Origin of the sequence: Salinisphaera sp. T31B1 (genome assembly GCF_040361275.1) — a bacterium.
GTDB lineage: Bacteria > Pseudomonadota > Gammaproteobacteria > Nevskiales > Salinisphaeraceae > Salinisphaera.
Map to the genome: position 1 here is coordinate 594,646 of NZ_APNH01000002.1, position 15,414 is coordinate 610,059.

Here is a 15,414-nt window from a genome sequence, read left to right on the forward strand (position 1 = left end):
GACGAGAACCCGGGAGATATCAAAGTACGCGGCTTCCTGGCCAGGGAGTAGCATCTGCAAAACTCGGGGGGCGTTCGAGAGCCCCCTCTTCGGGGCCACTGCTCTTTCCCACGTGGCCTTATCCACGATACGGGCGCCTTGCGGTAGCCTCCACTCGTAATTGCCGCTGCTGGTATGGCACCAGAGCTTGAGCAGAAATTCGGAAACCCGTTCGCATTCGGCGCCGTGAGTGATGAGATCGCCGACCCGATTTGTCGGATACAAAATCTAAATTCATCGTAAGGTTTACGTTGCGTCAATAGCCCTAATTCGCGACGCTGGCTCCTAAGCTATCCGAGAATCAGCTTATTACGGAAAAAGTTCGGGGTCAGGTCTTGCATTGTGCACCTACGCATTTTGGGGATAGACCACAATTTCCCATCTGCCGCGACTATCGACCCGCTTTGCTTTACGGCCGTCCCGGTTGATCTCGCGTCACCCGTTGCTTCAAAGTCCTGGGGGCGGCCATACGCGAAGGCGTGTTCGTATTGTGCGAGCGCGCTGCGATTATCTGCTAGCGTTATGAACGAGTAAGGTGCCCGGCCCACCGGCTGTCGCTCCAGCGGACTACAACAACGAAGGGAGAATTACATGACCGCGATTACCGCTTTGATGGCTTTTGTACTCTGGACGATCGTGCTGGCGCTGAGTTATGCGACGTATCGCGTACCCGTGATTCTGGCCGGCCGCCAGCGCGCCGACCACTGGGAACGCAACAGCAGCGAGGCCGTCGATGATCCGCCGCTACTGCAGCGTTCCAAGGCCGCGCACATGAACTGCGTAGAGAATCTGCCGTTGTTCGCAGCGGTGGTGCTGGCCGGCGTGGCCAGCGGCCAGAGCGCGGTCGTGGACGCTCTGGCGGCGTACGTGTTCTATGCGCGCTTGGTACAAAGCATCGCGCATCTGATCGGGACATCGTTCGTGCTGGTTTCGGTGCGAGCGACGTTCTTTCTGATCCAGATCGCGTTGATCGCTTATATGGCGTTGAACCTGATGGGTTGACGCTCACCACCGCCCGCTCGGCGACCTCCTGGCACAGCCGCCGAGCGGGCGGCCGTTCGAGAAAATTTGCGTCAAGTCTTGCATTGCCACATTCCGGGCGGATCCGGTGACAGTACGGATCCTGGAGTGATCCGGCCGCATTAGACCTAACTCAAAACGTTGCCCGCCGTTCTCTGCTTATCGGAAACTGGCCCGGTCGCTGGCCAAATTGACGTTGAAGGCGTCGGTCAAGGCATTGCTTCCCGCCTAGGCACGATCTATCGGTCCGACCACTCCGGGACGCGCTTGCCGATGAAAGCATCGATCCCCTCTTCCGCGTCGCGCGCGAGCATGTTCTCGACCATGACGCCCGAGGCGTATTCGTACGCTTGTGCCAACGGCATCTCACGCTGGCGGTAGAACGCCTTCTTGCCGGTGGCCACCGTCATGCTCGATTTCGCGGCCACCTGGTGCGCCACACCGGTCACATGGGCCGTCAGCTCCTCCGCCGGCACGACTCGGTTGATCAGCCCGATGTCGGCGGCGCTTTCCGCCGGTATGAGCTCGCCGGTCAGAAGCATCTCCATCGCGTGCTTGTTCGACACGTTTCTCGACAGCGCGACCATCGGCGTGGAGCAGAACAAGCCGATATGAACCCCGGGCGTGGCAAAGCGGGCTTCTGGACTCGCGTAGGCCAGATCGCAACTGGCCACCAGTTGGCAACCGGCCGCGGTCGCCACACCTGCGACCTCGGCGATGACCGGCTTGGGATTGTCGACGATGGCCTGCATCACGCCCGAGCAAGCCGCCATCAACTCGGTGAAATAGGCACGGCCCCGATCCGGTGCGTCGCGCACGGCCGTCATCTGCTTGAGATCGTGCCCCGCACAGAAGGCCGGTCCGTGGGCCGCCAGCACGATCACCCGCACCGTGTTATCCGCTGCGGCCCGGTCGAGCGACTCCCGTAGACGGGCGAGCATGGCCTCGGAGAGCGCATTGCGGCGTGCCATATCGTTCAGCGTCAGCCGGAGGATTCCTCGCTCGTCCGACGCTTCCAGGAGGATGTCGTCGTGCTGCTCGGCGTGTTGTTCTGGCGGCATTGCTGAACCTCTGATCCCGGTCGTTGCCTGTCAAAATCGCAATCGTGCCAGCGCGACGCGCTTGCAAGCGTGCCTTGCCGACCGGTCGCTCTGGAATTCGGCGCTGTTGGCGCCACCGAGCCTACCAATTTCCGCGCGCCGCGCCATTGAAGCGATCGGCGTATCGGCATCGCTCGCGGGCGAATCCGGCAACAGTGTACTCGGCGCGTATAGGCGTCGCGCTCTCTTTCCCGCTGTCTGCGGGAACGCAGCACCCGCCGCGCTTGAGCTGGTATTGCTCGACTTCGAGCCGGGTTATCGGCCAATCGGGGTGGCGGCGGCCGGTCGGCGCACCTCGGGCTATCCGTTTGATCAACCGTCCATGCAGTCGCGCACTCGCCCGGCTGCCGGCACCTACGACATACGGGAGTGCAGGTTCCAGAGGATCCAGATCGTACCGCCCGCCATCAACAGTAGTATCAGGAAGGTGAACAGAATGAGCTGCAGCTCGTCGCGGTGCGAGCGGCGCAGGTCGATATGCAGGAAGTAGCGAAAGTGCACGACGACTTGCAAGGCAGCCAACACCGTGATCGCGCCCAGCAGCATCCCCGGCGCGAATACGTGCCAGTGCACGAAGGCAAAGGCGAGCGCCGTCAACAGGACGGCCAATGCGCCGCCGATACAGTACTCGCGCATTTCCTTGCGCGGGTCTTCGGCTTCGCTATCCGGCAATTGGCTTGGGGGCATTCCCATCAGGCCGCTCCAAACAGGTAGACGAACGTGAAGATGCCGATCCACACGACATCGAGCATGTGCCAGAAGATGGCCAGGCGCATCAGGCGCATCTTGACCTCGCGGGTGAGGCCCAGCACCCCCAGCTGAACGATCATGACCAGCATCCAGACGAGGCCGCTGGTCACGTGAAGACCGTGGGTACCCACCAGCAGGAAAAACGACGACAGAAAGCCGCTCCGCTGAGGCCCATGGCCTTCCGAGATGTATTTGACGAAGTCGCTGCCTTCCAGATAGACGAAGCCGGCACCCAGGGCAAAGGTCACGAGCAGCCAGCCCACCAGACGCAGGCGATCCTGTCGGTATTTGAGCGCCAGCGCGGCCATGCCGAAGGTGAAACTGCTCACCAGCAACAACGACGTCTCGATAAACGGGTTCTTGAGTTCGAACAGGCTGTGCGGGGTGGGCCCGCCGGCGACCCCGTGCTGGCTCTGGGCGGCATAGGTGGCGAACAGCAGTGCGAACAGCACCAGGTCGCTCATCAGAAAAATCCAGAAACCGAACAGCACGGATTCGGCGGCCGCGTGCGTGCCCGGGTCCGTGTGGCCCAGATTCAGCCCCGGATGGCGCGATTGCTGGCGTGTCGTGCTCATACCGCCTCCGCCGCCAGGCCGCGGTTGGCCGGCGTGGTTTCCTGTTCGCGCGTGACCGCTTTGATCTCGCGCAACGACTGCAGCCAGTTTTCGTGTTCCTCGCGCACCTGGCGGGCGGGAATGGTGTGCTCGGTGTCTTGATAGAAGCTGCGCGCGATGACCGCGGCCCAGATGCCCACGAGCGAGACGATCGTCAGCCACCAGATATGCCAGGTCAGCGCAAAGCCGAGCAGGACCGCAAAGACCGCGATCACCGGGGCCACGGCGCTGTTCTTCGGAATCTGGATGTCCTCGTACTCGTCCGCAGCGGTATACGCCGTGCCGTGGTGCTTCATCCAGCTGAAGGCGTCGCGGTCATGCACGCGCGGAACGACCGCGTAGTTGTACTCCGGCGGCGGCGCGCTCATGGACCATTCCAAGCTGAGCCCGTCCCAGGGGTCGCCGGCCGGTACGGCCAGCTCGGCACGATCGCGGATACTCACCCAGAGCTGGATCATCTGGCTGATCAGGCCGGCGGTGATCAGCAACGCGCCGACGAACGCCACGATCAGCCACGGGAGATAGGCGGGTTCGTACCATTCGACGGTACGCCGCATGCCGCCCATCAGGCCGATCGCGTACAACGGCATGAACGCCAGATAGAACCCGAACGACCAGAACCAGAACGAGATGCGGCCCCAGCGCTCCGATAGCCGGAACCCGAACATCTTGGGGAACCAGACATAGTAGGCCGCGAACATGCCGAACAACGTGCCCGGGATGAGCATGTTGTGAAAATGCGCCACCAGAAACAGCGAGTTGTGAACGGCGAAATCCACCGGCGGGTTGGCGAGGATGACGCCGGTCAGGCCGCCGATGACGAATGTGAGCATGAACATGATCGAGAACAGCATCGGCGTTGTCAGGCGCACGCGCCCGCGCACCATGGTCAGCAGCCAGTCGTAGACCTTCACCCCGGTCGGCACGCCGATGAGCATGGTGGCGATACCGAACACCGCGTTCATGTCGGCCGTCTGGCCCATGGTGAAGAAATGATGCAGCCAGACCGTGAACGACAGTACGGCGATCGCCATGGTCGCGAAAACCAGCGAGTGATAGCCGTACAGGCGTTTGCCGGAGAACGTGGAGAATACTTCCGAAAACACGCCGAAGGCGGGCAGGATGACGATATAGACCTCGGGGTGCCCGAACAGCCAGAACAGGTTGGCGTAGTTCATCATGTTGCCGCCGGCCGCATTCGTGAAGAAGTGGAAACCGGCGTAGCGGTCGAGCGCGAGCATGGCGGTGGCCACGGTCAGCGGCACCATGGCGAAGATCATCAGGATGCTGGTGCACAGCGCGGTCCAGGTGAACAGCGGCACCCGGAACCAGGTCATGCCGGGCGCACGCATCTTGTAGATGGTCACGGCGAAATTGAGCCCGGTCAGGGTATTGCCGATCGAGCTCAGCGTCAGCGCCCAGATCCAGTAATCCACGCCGGGGCCGGGGTTGAACGCCTGCTCGGTGAACGGCGGATAACCGCTCCAGCCGCCGGTCGAGAACTTGCCGATGACCAGCGAGATCATGATCAAGGCACCGCCGGAAGCGGTGAGCGCCAGACTGATCGCGTTGAGCAGCGGAAACTTCACGTCTCGCGCGCCGATCTGTAGCGGCATGACCACATTGATCAAGCCGATGAGAAACGGCATCGCCATGAAGAAGATCATGATGGTGCCGTGGGTGGAGAACAGTTCGCCGAAGTGCTCGGGCGAGAGCGGCCCGGCCTGATTGACGGCCAGCATCTGCTGGGTACGCATCAGCGCGGCCTCGATGACCGCACGGATCAGCATCACCAGCGCAACCACGATATACATGATGCCGATCTTCTTGGCGTCGAGCGTGGTCAGCCATTCGCTCCAGAAGCTGCGCCACTTGCCGAACCAGGTGATCAGCACGAGCGCGGCCACGGCACCGCCGATGGCGATAGCCGCGGCGACCGCGCCGATCACCGTGCTGGAATTGGGGTCCTTGATGAGCTCGACGAACGGCAATGAATCGACACCGAGCTTGCCCAACCAGAAATGAAGCGGATGCGTGATCATGACTGCTGCTCTCGATAGTCGCGCCGTTGCTGCTTCAAACGCTCTTTCTCGCGCTGTTTTTCATGATCGGACTTGGGCGCGGCCACTGCGGTCGACGCCGCCGGTATACGCTTGGCATCGGACACGATGCGCTCGAACAGCTTCGATGGGGCCCTGCCGAACGTCTTGGGCTCGGGCAGAATGGAGCGTTCGCTCAGCTTGCGATATTCGGCCATATCCAGCGCTGGCCGCGAGCGCTGATCGGCGACCCATTCGTGGAACCGCGCCGCACTTACCGCCTGGACGCTGAACTTCTGTTCGGCGAATCCCTCGCCGTTGTATTGCGTATTCAGGCCGCCGTAACGGCCCGGTTTCGCGGCCAGCAGGTGCAACTGGGTCACCATGCCCGGCATGGTGTAGATCTGGCTGCCCAGGCGCGGAATCATGAACGACTGCATCACCGTGGCGCTGGTCAGGCTGAAGTGGATCGGGCGATCCACCGGCAGCACCAATTCGTTGACCGCCGCCATGTGCTGATCCGGGTAGATGAACAGCCATTTCCAGTCGAGACTGACCACCTGAACATCCAGCGCGGGCCGGTCGTGTGCGATCGGCTTGTACGGATCGAGCTTGTGCGAGACCTGCCAGAGATTCCAGCCCAGAACAGCCACGACGACGACGGGCAAACCCCAGATCAGCCCTTCCAGGATCCAGGAAAAATCCCAGTTCGGCCGATAGACCGCCCCCTTTTTGCCGATGCGGTATTTCCACAGCACGATCGGCGCGGCCACGAACAGCGGCACGATGACGATCAGCGTCCATCCGATAATGGAAAAGAAGTGGTCGCGCTCGGCCTGTGCTACCGGACCCGCCGAGGCGAGAAAGCCATGGTCGGTCAGCCCGCAGCCTGGTAGAAGCAGAACCGCCGCGAAAACGACGCAGTATCCAGCGACCTGTTTCACCATGGGCCTGCTGACCAAACGGGTTTGTCGTCTGTTGTCATTTGTATCGCGCCTCGTCTGTCACCCGCTCAAGGGTCCTATGCCCTCGCCCGGCCGCCGGCATGCGGCCGCCGCGCAGGACAACGCATAGCGAGATTCGGCAGCCTGCTTCCGGCAACGCTAATCACGTGACCGTGGCCGGTATGCCCTCAGCCGATACAGGGCCGCGGGCAAGCCAGCCTCGCACCGCGTGGATGGACGCTACAGCCCATGGTTGACCGCGCCGGACGCGAACGTGACGAACGAATCTCGCCTTCGACCCATTAGACCGTGGGCGATCATCAGCGCCGGCACGGACTCGACACCAGCCCCACGGGCCTGTTCGAGCAGCTGCTTCGGTTGTCGATCTCGCTTGGTTTAAAAAAACGGCGCGATCATAACAGCGTGCAGTATGCAGCTAAATCAGGGTAATTGCGTATACCGATGAATCCGGGCCGGCGCTTGCCGCCGCGGTCTGGGAATCTGCGGGCCGCGGCCTTACGATGGAAATCGGGAATGTCGCGATGCCGCAGCATGCCGTCGAGCCAGAAATTCGACTTTCCGAAGACCGAACAGTGCAGCTCAGCAAGAAGCGACCTGGTTCTGCTCGACGCCAAAGCGTACCGGCGTGTCCCATCTTTCACCTGCCGTTGGTCAGGTAGCCATTGAGGCAATCAGTGCCGCCCGCCCTTCCTCCAATTGCTCTTCGCTGAGGAACACGGTTGCCTGCAAGGGAAAGAACTGCAAGGAAGACAAACCCACGCATCCGAGTGCGGCGGTCAGATAGGGGATCAGAAAGTCGGGCTGCTTTGCACGATCACCCGTGAACACACCGCCCGCGGCGATACCGATATAGACGGGTTTGTCGTCTAACAGGCCCATCTTTTCGCCGCTCGGCGTTGTCCCGATCGTGCGACCCATCCTCAGGATTTGATCGATCCAGGCCTTGAGTACCGAGGGCACGGTAAAATTGTTGATGGGCGTGCCAATCACGAGGATGTCGGCCGCTTCGACCTCCTGTATCAGTGTTTCCGACAGTCGTGTCGCCCTGTCCATTTGATCGTGAGCCAGAGTCTTCGGCGAAGACAGCGCCGACGCGTAGTCCATGTCGGGATGTGGTATGGGTTCTCGGCCGAGGTCGCGACGCGTGACCCTCGCATCGGGAGCCATGTCGAGCAGCTGCGCAACGATGGCTGCCGACAGTTTCCGGCTATGAGAGTCGGGTCTTGGACTGCAATCGATATGGAGAATTTTCATACAACGTCCTTCAGGGAGTGGCCACGTTACGGATGGGTCGCAAGCGTGTTGCGCGAGCAAAGCAATTCCAGACATTGCTCCAGCGACGCCGCCGCCTGTTCGAGCAACTCATGGCTCATGGCATCACCGCGTCGGATGAGCTCGGCACTGTCCTCGCGCATGGTCTGACTCACCAGCCATAAAGCCCCATTGACTGCATCGACAAGGCTTTCTGCCTCCTCGACCATGACCGGGTATCCGCTCAATCCCGAGCGCTCGACAACCTGTGCCAGCGTGCCCTCGACGTGGCCGTTCAATTGCACAACGCGTTCGCCCATCAGGTTCACGTGCTGCTCGATCCGTCGTATGGCCTGAGTGCAGACCGCGCGGTGCTCAAGGTAAGCGCTGTCGGTTAGATGCCACCGGACCTGGCGACACTGGCTCTGCAGATCCACGCAGTCCGCGATGCATTGATTGAGTACGCGACAACTGTTGCCGTCCACGGCCGTCGGCGCATCGCGATCATCCGCCGCATGGTTTAGAACCTGGGCATATCCGTTGTAAAACAGTCTGTTCATGTCGAGGCTCAAGCGTTGACCCATGTTCGTGGATGCGGTGACGCTCGCGGCATCCATGATTTGGGGCTGGCTGATGCGAACCGACAGGCCCTGCGGGTTGCTGAGAGATTCCTGACTCATTGCGGGCTCCTGTGGGTAAGACAGACTGGGTCGGCACGGGATAGACCCGTGGATATCGCATTGCCCGTCAAAGGGGCGCGGGCCAATGTTCGGATCATGACGCGGTTGAAATCCGCCAAGTCGCTCGGCCAGCGCGTCGAGACGAGGCCTGCATCCACGACGACCGATTCGTCCATCCAGTAGGCACCGGCGTTTTCAAGATCGCGTCGCAATGAAGGCCACGAGGTGAGACGCCGTCCGCGAACCACGTCGGCATCGATCAAAGGCCAGGCACCATGACGGATGGTGGCCACTGGCTTGTCGTTATCGAAAAACGCACGTATGAAAGCCAGCGCTGCCTGCTCGGTCCGCAGCGCGTCGGCGTTCATGAGGCCACCGGGCAGGACAAGTGCGTGGTAATCATTCGAATCGGCCGTGGCCAGCGGCACGTCGACCGCGACGGCCTCGCCCCAGTCGTTCACATCCCAACTCCGCACCGGCCGGCGAGACGACGACACCACCGTCACTTTCGCGCCGGTGGATTCCAGGTGGCGCCGCGGCAGCAGATATTCGACGTGCTCGAAGCCGCCGGCAATCAGAACGGCGATGTTCAGACCGTAGAGTTCGGATGTCATTGGCTATCACCGTGTCGTTCAGGCCATCGCATACGGATCAAGCGACAATGACGCGGGCGGGATCCGCTGAGGCCAGAATCTCGGCACGGTCACCGTTCGGCGGATAGATCCATTGGGTATTGATCATCGTCTTGAGTGCCCCGGCCTCCGGCCCCTTCAGTTTCACCTGGCGATCCCAGCCTTCCGTATAGACAGCGCCCCACGGCCCCAGCGCCAGGCAGGTCACGTACTCCGACTGGCTGTACGCGATCGGGTCAAGACCCAACAAATCTGCCGCGACGTTGTGGCCCGCCGAGCGGCCGAGATTATTCGCGTGCTGGCAGGACATCATCGTGTGGTTGCCTTTGTCGTCGGTGGCGGCGTAGGCACAATCACCTGTTGCGAACACCGCATCGATACCCTTGACCTTCAGATTGCGATCCACATGAAGGCGCCCGAAGCGGTCGTGCTCGCCTGGAATCTGGGCCGTGAGTTCGCTGGCCCGCGCGCCGGCGGTCCAGATGACGGTGTCGGCTTCGATCCGCTCCCCGTTTTCCAGCGTCACCCCTGCCGCGTCGACGACTGCAACACCGGAGCCGAGCCGCCACGTCACACCCAATTCGGTCAGTGCCTGCGTGATGACGGGCCGCGGGCCGGGACCCAGGTCCGGGCCCACCTCGCCGGCGCGTTCGACCATGATCACGTTCACGGCCACGTTCGGCCCCAGGATTTCACGTAGACGTGCGGGCATCTCTGCCGCGGTCTCGATGCCGGTGAAGCCGGCCCCGGCAACCACCACCGTGTTGCGGCCGGCGCTGTCGGCGCGTTCTGCTAACCCGTGGAGATGCGCTTCAAGTCTTGCGGCATCGGCAATCTGGTCGACGTTGAATGCATGGTCCTTCAGGCCGGGGATCGGCGGGCAGTTCAGACGGCTGCCGGCGGCGAGTACCAGCCGGTCATATTTGATGTCGCAACCTGACGTGTCCGCGCCGGTGCCGATCAAGCGGACCTGCTGATTCGCCACATCGATGTGCTTCACCAGGCCCTGGATGAATTTCACGCCTGCGGTCTTGAAGATCTCCAGCAGCGGCGCCTTCATGCCTTCCGGGTTTTGCTCGTACAGACGGGGCCGGACATGCAGCGCCGGCTCCGGTGCGATCAGCGAGACCTCGACATCGCTGCGCCCGGCCTGTTCCAGCAGCCGGGCCGCGCCCAGCGCGCTCCACATACCGGCGAAGCCGGCGCCAATGACAAGAATCTGTTTCGACATGGGTCGTTCTCCTGGAACGGGTATTTGTTTCAGATGCTGAGCAGAGCTGCTGCTTCGATAGTCACGACTTGAAACGCGCTCGGCTTGACCGGCCTCGGATCATTTCGATGAGTGCGTACACGGCGCTTGGCACGCGCTGCGTTTCGTTTGCTATTGCCGCATGCCGATCGCCAAGCGGTTGAACGCACTCATCAGTGCAATGGCGAAGCACAAGTCGGATATTTCGACGTCGCTGAACTGCGCTCTGAGCGGCTCGAAATCGTCATCAGGCGCATGCGTGTGATCCACGTGCGTCAGCGACTCCGTCCAGGCCAGTGCGGCACGCTCACGCGCGTCGAAATGCTCGCCGACGCGCCATCCCGCCAGGCTGTCGAGCTTGGCGTCTGGCATGCCGCCCGTGCGCAGTGCTTTCGTATGCATCGTCAGGCAATACGGGCAGCCGTTGATCTGCGACATTCGAAGCCAGACGAGCTCAATCAATTCCCTGCCAAGACTGCTTTTTTCCAGTGCTTTCTTGGTAGCGCCCAGGCCTTTGTATGCGTCGGGCGAGAGGGACCAGTAAGGCAAACGAAGAGCACTCATTCTTAAATCTCCAGAAAGAAAACAAGCAAAACGACTTGATTCATCGAACCTACAGCGGTTGGCAGAAATGGATTCCTCTAGCCAACAAGCCTTGGCGAAAATAGAAACGTTGTCCCAGCGCGTTGGCCAGGGCGGTATCCAGAACAAAGTGCGCGCAGCCCTGTTGCTTCGCCTGTTCGCGCAAGGTATCGATCAGCTCGCCGCCCAGACCGTGGCGACGGGCCTCGGGGGCCGCGACCAGATCATCGACATAGAGAAAGCGCCCATAGATCAGGTTTTCCTGAATTCGATAGCCCGCCAAACCTTTGACTTCGTCGTCCTGCCACGCGGCGAGCAGGCGATACCCCTGCGTGGCTTGACGACGTGCCTGCGCGGTGAATGCGGCCGCATCGCTCAGATGGGGACGCAGTTCACGCATGACGTTGAAACAGGCCTGGTACTCCGGGTCGCTATCGACCGACCGCAGTTGAAAGACGCTCATGTGGATTTCCGTGTGGTACAGGCTGCAAAATTAGCCGGACGATGACCTGCTCGATAGGTCCAAGAATTGAACAAACGAGTAGGACATCGCCCATGGACCTGAAACACCTGAGACCCAACCGGGCGCAAGACGCACCGATCTACCTGCAGCTGTATCGACGCTATCGGGAGGCGATCGCGGCCGGTCGGCTTCACCCGGGGGACCGAGTACCCTCCGTACGTAGCCTCGCCAGTGATCTCAGCCTGTCGCGTGGAACCGTCGAAACGGCCTATCAGATGCTGGTGAGCGAAGGCTATTTCGTGACGCGCGGTGCGGCGGGCACTGTCGTGTCGCCCCGGCTGGGACGCCTGGGTGAGCCAAGTCAGGCGCCGACGCCTGAACCCCCTGCCCAATCGTCGCCCCGCCCCCAGGCCGTAGCGGGTAAGGCATTGCCGTTTCAACTCGGTATGCCGGCGTTGGACGCGTTTCCGCGAAAGACCTGGGCACGGCTGGCCGGGCGCAGCGTACGCACCCTGGACACGGCGGCGATGGACTATCCCGATCCGGCAGGATACGAACCGCTTCGGCGTGCCATCGCCACTTATCTGGGTATCTCACGCGGAATTGCGTGTTCGCATGAGCAGGTCTTCATCACGCCCGGTTATCACGGGGCGCTGGACCTGGTGTGTCGTACGCTGCTGAAGGTTGGCGACCTGGGCTGGTACGAGGACCCGGGATACATCCTCGCGCGCCAGTATCTCGAGCGTGCCGGCATGCGCCTGGCCGCGGTCCCGGTCGATGAAGAAGGTTTGAGCGTCGCGGCCGGCAAACAACGCGCCGCCGCGGCCCGCTTCGCCGTGGTGACGCCTACCCATCAAAGCCCGACGGGCGCGGCCTTGTCATTGCCCCGGCGCCTGGAACTGCTGGAGTGGGCCAATGACCGTCATGCCTGGGTTATCGAGGACGACTACGACAGCGAGTTCCGATACCACGGCCGGCCCCTGCCCGCCTTGAAAAGCCTCGATCGTGGTGGGCGAGTGCTCTACACCGGCACATTCAGCAAGGTGTTGTTTCCGGGTTTACGGCTGGCATATCTGGTGGTCGACGAATCTCTGGTCGACAAATTCGAGGAGACGGTGCATCTTCTTCGCGGGCCGGGTTCGATCCTGCCGCAAGCCATGGTTGCCCACTTCATGGAACAGGGCCATTTCTCCCGCCATCTACGCAAGATGCGCTCGCTTTATGCGGTCAGACGCGGTTATCTCGTCGATGCACTCACGCGAACCTTAGGAGAAAGTCTGGATGTCCAGCGACAGGCAGGCGGCATTCATATACTGGCTCACCTGACCACTCGGCAGAACGATAAAGCGCTGGCCGAGTCCGCAAAGGCCGAGGGGCTTGCCCTCGACGCATTAAGCAATTGGCAGATCAACAAGGCATCGCAACGCGGCTTGTTGATGGGGTTTGCCAACTTTGCGACGGCGGACGATGCAATGGCGTCGGTCCACCGCTTGCGAACAGTCCTGGCTAATCCTTAGTTCATTGGCCGAGCGGACAGCCGCTATTGCAACCATCGGGTGGGCTGGAAAGACTCGCCAACGGTACATGTCGATTGCCCGCCTATAGAAAACGATCGCGATTCTCAGCATGCGGCGATATCCAATCAGGAAACTGGCCGTAGTGGCGGCGCGTTCTGAGCGCGCCGGTCAACGTCTTGCGCATCGCTGGATGATGAGCGCTGCCGCCCGACGCTATGCAAAGAAATCGCTTCGAACGGTCACCACTCGTACTGCACGCCGCTATAGACCGCGCGTCCAGTACCCGGGTTGAACAGGGCCGCTTGCTCATCGGCGGTGCCGGCGATCGCCACCGTGCCGATATATCGTTTGTCGAGCAGGTTTCGCCCTTCGATATAGGCCGACCAGTTGCTGGTGTCTGGTTCGTAGCCGATTCTGAAGTTCAGCAGTGCGTAGTCGTCGGCCGTGACTTGGTTCCTATTGTCGACGTAGTAACTCTCCGGTACCCATTCCGTGCTCGGAGCGGCGTAGAACCCGTCGGGATGGTCGTAGCGCACTTCCGCGCGGACATAGTGCGGCGGCACCCCGGGAAGCTCGTTATCGCCATAGCGGCGATCGTCGTCGAAAAAGAAATCGCTGTAGGTATAGGTTGCGTTGAACCCGACACGGTCGCCCGCGACAAGAACCGATTCGAGCAACCCGAGGCCCAGACCCAATTCAACGCCCTGATGCACGGTACGGTCGGCGTTGACCACCGTGCAGGGACTGAATGGCGACGTGGTCAGGCACTGCAGCTCGTTGTCGATCTCGGATCGGTAGAGCGCGATATCCCAATGGAAATTGGGCCGCTCGCCGCGGGTGCCGATCTCGTAGGTGGTGGCGGTCTGGTCGTCGACGGTCGAACTCGCCGGCGTCGCGAAGGTGTTGGCGTCGTAGCTGGGCACTTCGGCGCTACGCGACACGTTGGCAAATGCCTGCCACTGCGGGTCGATATCCCAGAGCACGCCAATCCGGGGGCTATAGTTGCGGTAACTGCGGCTGCCTGATTGATCGCCGTCGGATAGGAATCGATCTCGCCGGTCACGCTTGGCGTACTGAAACTGAAGACCCGCGATCAGGGCGAGGTCCGACCGGAGATAAAACGAATTCTGCAGGTATGCGGATATGTTTTCTGACTTGTCCACATTCGACGAGAGCAGTTCGCCTTTGACTGCGTCTGTCTGATTGGCATATTGCCGATTATCGATTTCGCCGTTGTGAATATTCGCGCCCGCGATCACTTCATTATCGAACCCGGCGAACCTTAGATTATCGGTGAGCCGAACGAAGCCGCCGTAATCGTCGACATCGTAGTCGAGCCACTGAAAGATCGGGTGATCGACATGCCGGTGCACACCGAATGCACCGAACTCGAGCGTTGTATCGTCGAAGCGTAGCGTGGTCTTGTTGGCGATGCGTACCGAGTCGATATTGCGCTGCTGGTCGAGTCGTTCGAATTCCGGGTTCGCCGTACGAGGCGTTTCAAGGGCCGAACGTTTGGAGACCTCGCCCGGCAGGCGCTGCCGGATCCGGTTCAGATTCAGATAGAAGCGGGTCTCGGCATCCGGCGAGAACCGATAGCCGATATTGGAACTCAACCGTTGCTGGTCGCCATCGCTATGGTCGCGATAGCCATCGAAGCGCTGCGCTGATGCGGTGATGAAATAGTCGTACGCACCCTCAGCGCCGCCGGTGCTGGCTTGCGCTTTGCGATAACCGAAACTGCCGACGTCCAAGCGCCCGGCAAAAGGCGCCGCATCGCGGCCTGTCGGGGTCACGAAATTGACCGCACCGCCCAGCGAGTTGCCGCCATATCGCAGCGCATTGGCGCCCTTGTAGACCTCCACATAGCGGTACGCGGTCGGATCGATTTCGAAAAGATCGACCAGTCCGTCCGATGTGTTGATCGGGACGCCGTCGATGAACATGTTCACGCCGCGATTACCGTAGTTGCGCGACAGTCCGGAGCCCCGGATCGAGACGCGCGCGTCGTCGCCGAACCGCGGTTGGACGAACACGCCGGGCACCCAATCCAGCACATCCTTAACGGTCTGGGCGCGGCTATTCTTGAACTGTGTATCTGGCACCACCTCGACACCGCCGGGCGTGCGACGGATATCCGCGATGGCCTCAGGTGTGGTGGGTACGGTGATGCTGCCATGCTCGTCGGAAAGCGCCGGCGCATTGATGGTCAATGGCTCCATCGCGAGACTTTCGACACTCGAATCGCGGGTCGAAGTCTGTGCCCATCCCAGAGATAGCGGCGCGATGCCCGTCAAAGCGAGCGCGAGCTTGCAGGCCCTCGTGCTCAAGGTGCGACGGCGCCCCATTGCTGTGTGCCGTGCGCGACGTCCAGTGTGCATGTTTTCCCCTAAAACCGCCGCATCGGCGTTGCGCTCAACCCTTCGCGGGCAACGTCAGGTGTTTTTGAACCAGCCCGGCGGATATTAGAGGAAAAACTGTCGAAATAAGGGCTTTCACGGTGCGACAAATTG

The 15,414-nt window shown here is 61.3% G+C and carries 14 protein-coding genes; 2 read left to right on the forward strand and 12 right to left on the reverse strand.

Annotation, left to right across the window (positions count from 1 at the left end):
• Positions 1-630: 630 nt before the first annotated feature.
• Entirely contained in the window at positions 631-1,041 is a 411-nt protein-coding gene (locus T31B1_RS09585; protein WP_353249258.1) for an MAPEG family protein, read from the forward strand.
• Between the two features lie 257 nt (positions 1,042-1,298).
• On the opposite strand, the gene T31B1_RS09590 is transcribed toward T31B1_RS09585, so the two are convergent.
• The 11 genes from T31B1_RS09590 to T31B1_RS09640 all read right to left on the reverse strand — a co-directional run bounded on the left by T31B1_RS09590 (position 1,299) and on the right by T31B1_RS09640 (position 11,384).
• A complete protein-coding gene (locus tag T31B1_RS09590; RefSeq protein WP_353249259.1) occupies positions 1,299-2,120 on the reverse strand; it encodes an enoyl-CoA hydratase in 822 nt (273 codons plus the stop codon).
• A gap of 393 nt (positions 2,121-2,513) precedes the next feature.
• Complete coding sequence (gene cyoD / locus T31B1_RS09595; protein WP_353249260.1) at positions 2,514-2,852, reverse strand: cytochrome o ubiquinol oxidase subunit IV; 339 nt, start codon at positions 2,850-2,852, stop codon at positions 2,514-2,516.
• Positions 2,852-3,484 (reverse strand): cytochrome (ubi)quinol oxidase subunit III, encoded by a 633-nt coding sequence (locus T31B1_RS09600; protein WP_353249261.1) that lies wholly within the window; start codon positions 3,482-3,484, stop codon positions 2,852-2,854. Before T31B1_RS09600 ends, cyoD begins: the two co-directional genes overlap by 1 nt.
• The gene (locus T31B1_RS09605) at positions 3,481-5,565 is read right to left on the reverse strand and encodes a cbb3-type cytochrome c oxidase subunit I (protein ID WP_353249262.1); all 2,085 of its coding nucleotides are present in this window, start codon (positions 5,563-5,565) and stop codon (positions 3,481-3,483) included. Before T31B1_RS09605 ends, T31B1_RS09600 begins: the two co-directional genes overlap by 4 nt.
• A complete protein-coding gene (locus T31B1_RS09610; protein WP_353249263.1) occupies positions 5,562-6,509 on the reverse strand; it encodes a cytochrome ubiquinol oxidase subunit II family protein in 948 nt (315 codons plus the stop codon). The genes T31B1_RS09605 and T31B1_RS09610 overlap by 4 nt, the downstream gene beginning before the upstream one ends.
• 669 nt (positions 6,510-7,178) lie before the next feature.
• A complete protein-coding gene (locus tag T31B1_RS09615) occupies positions 7,179-7,781 on the reverse strand; it encodes an FMN-dependent NADH-azoreductase (RefSeq protein ID WP_353249264.1) in 603 nt (200 codons plus the stop codon).
• Between the two features lie 26 nt (positions 7,782-7,807).
• A complete protein-coding gene (locus tag T31B1_RS09620) occupies positions 7,808-8,458 on the reverse strand; it encodes a ferritin family protein (RefSeq protein ID WP_353249265.1) in 651 nt (216 codons plus the stop codon).
• A complete protein-coding gene (locus tag T31B1_RS09625) occupies positions 8,455-9,072 on the reverse strand; it encodes a type 1 glutamine amidotransferase domain-containing protein (RefSeq protein ID WP_353249266.1) in 618 nt (205 codons plus the stop codon). Before T31B1_RS09625 ends, T31B1_RS09620 begins: the two co-directional genes overlap by 4 nt.
• A gap of 37 nt (positions 9,073-9,109) precedes the next feature.
• Complete coding sequence (locus T31B1_RS09630; RefSeq protein ID WP_353249267.1) at positions 9,110-10,321, reverse strand: NAD(P)/FAD-dependent oxidoreductase; 1,212 nt, start codon at positions 10,319-10,321, stop codon at positions 9,110-9,112.
• 150 nt (positions 10,322-10,471) lie between these two features.
• Positions 10,472-10,903: a carboxymuconolactone decarboxylase family protein gene (locus T31B1_RS09635; protein ID WP_353249268.1), complete on the reverse strand. Its 432-nt coding sequence runs from the start codon at positions 10,901-10,903 to the stop codon at positions 10,472-10,474.
• Between the two features lie 49 nt (positions 10,904-10,952).
• Positions 10,953-11,384: a GNAT family N-acetyltransferase gene (locus T31B1_RS09640; protein ID WP_353249269.1), complete on the reverse strand. Its 432-nt coding sequence runs from the start codon at positions 11,382-11,384 to the stop codon at positions 10,953-10,955.
• Positions 11,385-11,476: 92 nt separating this feature from the next.
• On the opposite strand from T31B1_RS09640, the gene pdxR reads away from it, so the two are divergent.
• Positions 11,477-12,901, forward strand: a complete 1,425-nt coding sequence (pdxR, locus tag T31B1_RS09645; protein ID WP_353249609.1) for a MocR-like pyridoxine biosynthesis transcription factor PdxR — start codon at positions 11,477-11,479, stop codon at positions 12,899-12,901.
• A gap of 239 nt (positions 12,902-13,140) precedes the next feature.
• Here the strand turns inward: pdxR and T31B1_RS09650 are convergent, their stop codons facing one another.
• On the reverse strand, positions 13,141-15,123 hold the full coding sequence (locus T31B1_RS09650) for a TonB-dependent receptor family protein (RefSeq protein ID WP_353249270.1): 1,983 nt from the start codon (positions 15,121-15,123) through the stop codon (positions 13,141-13,143).
• Positions 15,124-15,414 lie beyond the last annotated feature (291 nt).

What these genes read in the sequence shown, in the direction of transcription:
- T31B1_RS09610 (WP_353249263.1), bottom strand. Translation starts at nt 6,509, where the DNA reads ATGGTGAAACAGGTCGCTGGATACTGCGTCGTTTTCGCGGCGGTTCTG.
- T31B1_RS09600 (WP_353249261.1), bottom strand. Translation starts at nt 3,484, where the DNA reads ATGAGCACGACACGCCAGCAATCGCGCCATCCGGGGCTGAATCTGGGC.
- T31B1_RS09585 (WP_353249258.1), top strand. Translation starts at nt 631, where the DNA reads ATGACCGCGATTACCGCTTTGATGGCTTTTGTACTCTGGACGATCGTG.
- T31B1_RS09605 (WP_353249262.1), bottom strand. Translation starts at nt 5,565, where the DNA reads ATGATCACGCATCCGCTTCATTTCTGGTTGGGCAAGCTCGGTGTCGAT.
- T31B1_RS09625 (WP_353249266.1), bottom strand. Translation starts at nt 9,072, where the DNA reads ATGACATCCGAACTCTACGGTCTGAACATCGCCGTTCTGATTGCCGGC.
- pdxR (WP_353249609.1), top strand. Translation starts at nt 11,477, where the DNA reads ATGGACCTGAAACACCTGAGACCCAACCGGGCGCAAGACGCACCGATC.
- T31B1_RS09590 (WP_353249259.1), bottom strand. Translation starts at nt 2,120, where the DNA reads ATGCCGCCAGAACAACACGCCGAGCAGCACGACGACATCCTCCTGGAA.
- T31B1_RS09650 (WP_353249270.1), bottom strand. Translation starts at nt 15,123, where the DNA reads ATGGAGCCATTGACCATCAATGCGCCGGCGCTTTCCGACGAGCATGGC.
- T31B1_RS09635 (WP_353249268.1), bottom strand. Translation starts at nt 10,903, where the DNA reads ATGAGTGCTCTTCGTTTGCCTTACTGGTCCCTCTCGCCCGACGCATAC.
- T31B1_RS09640 (WP_353249269.1), bottom strand. Translation starts at nt 11,384, where the DNA reads ATGAGCGTCTTTCAACTGCGGTCGGTCGATAGCGACCCGGAGTACCAG.
- T31B1_RS09630 (WP_353249267.1), bottom strand. Translation starts at nt 10,321, where the DNA reads ATGTCGAAACAGATTCTTGTCATTGGCGCCGGCTTCGCCGGTATGTGG.
- T31B1_RS09615 (WP_353249264.1), bottom strand. Translation starts at nt 7,781, where the DNA reads ATGAAAATTCTCCATATCGATTGCAGTCCAAGACCCGACTCTCATAGC.
- T31B1_RS09620 (WP_353249265.1), bottom strand. Translation starts at nt 8,458, where the DNA reads ATGAGTCAGGAATCTCTCAGCAACCCGCAGGGCCTGTCGGTTCGCATC.
- cyoD (WP_353249260.1), bottom strand. Translation starts at nt 2,852, where the DNA reads ATGGGAATGCCCCCAAGCCAATTGCCGGATAGCGAAGCCGAAGACCCG.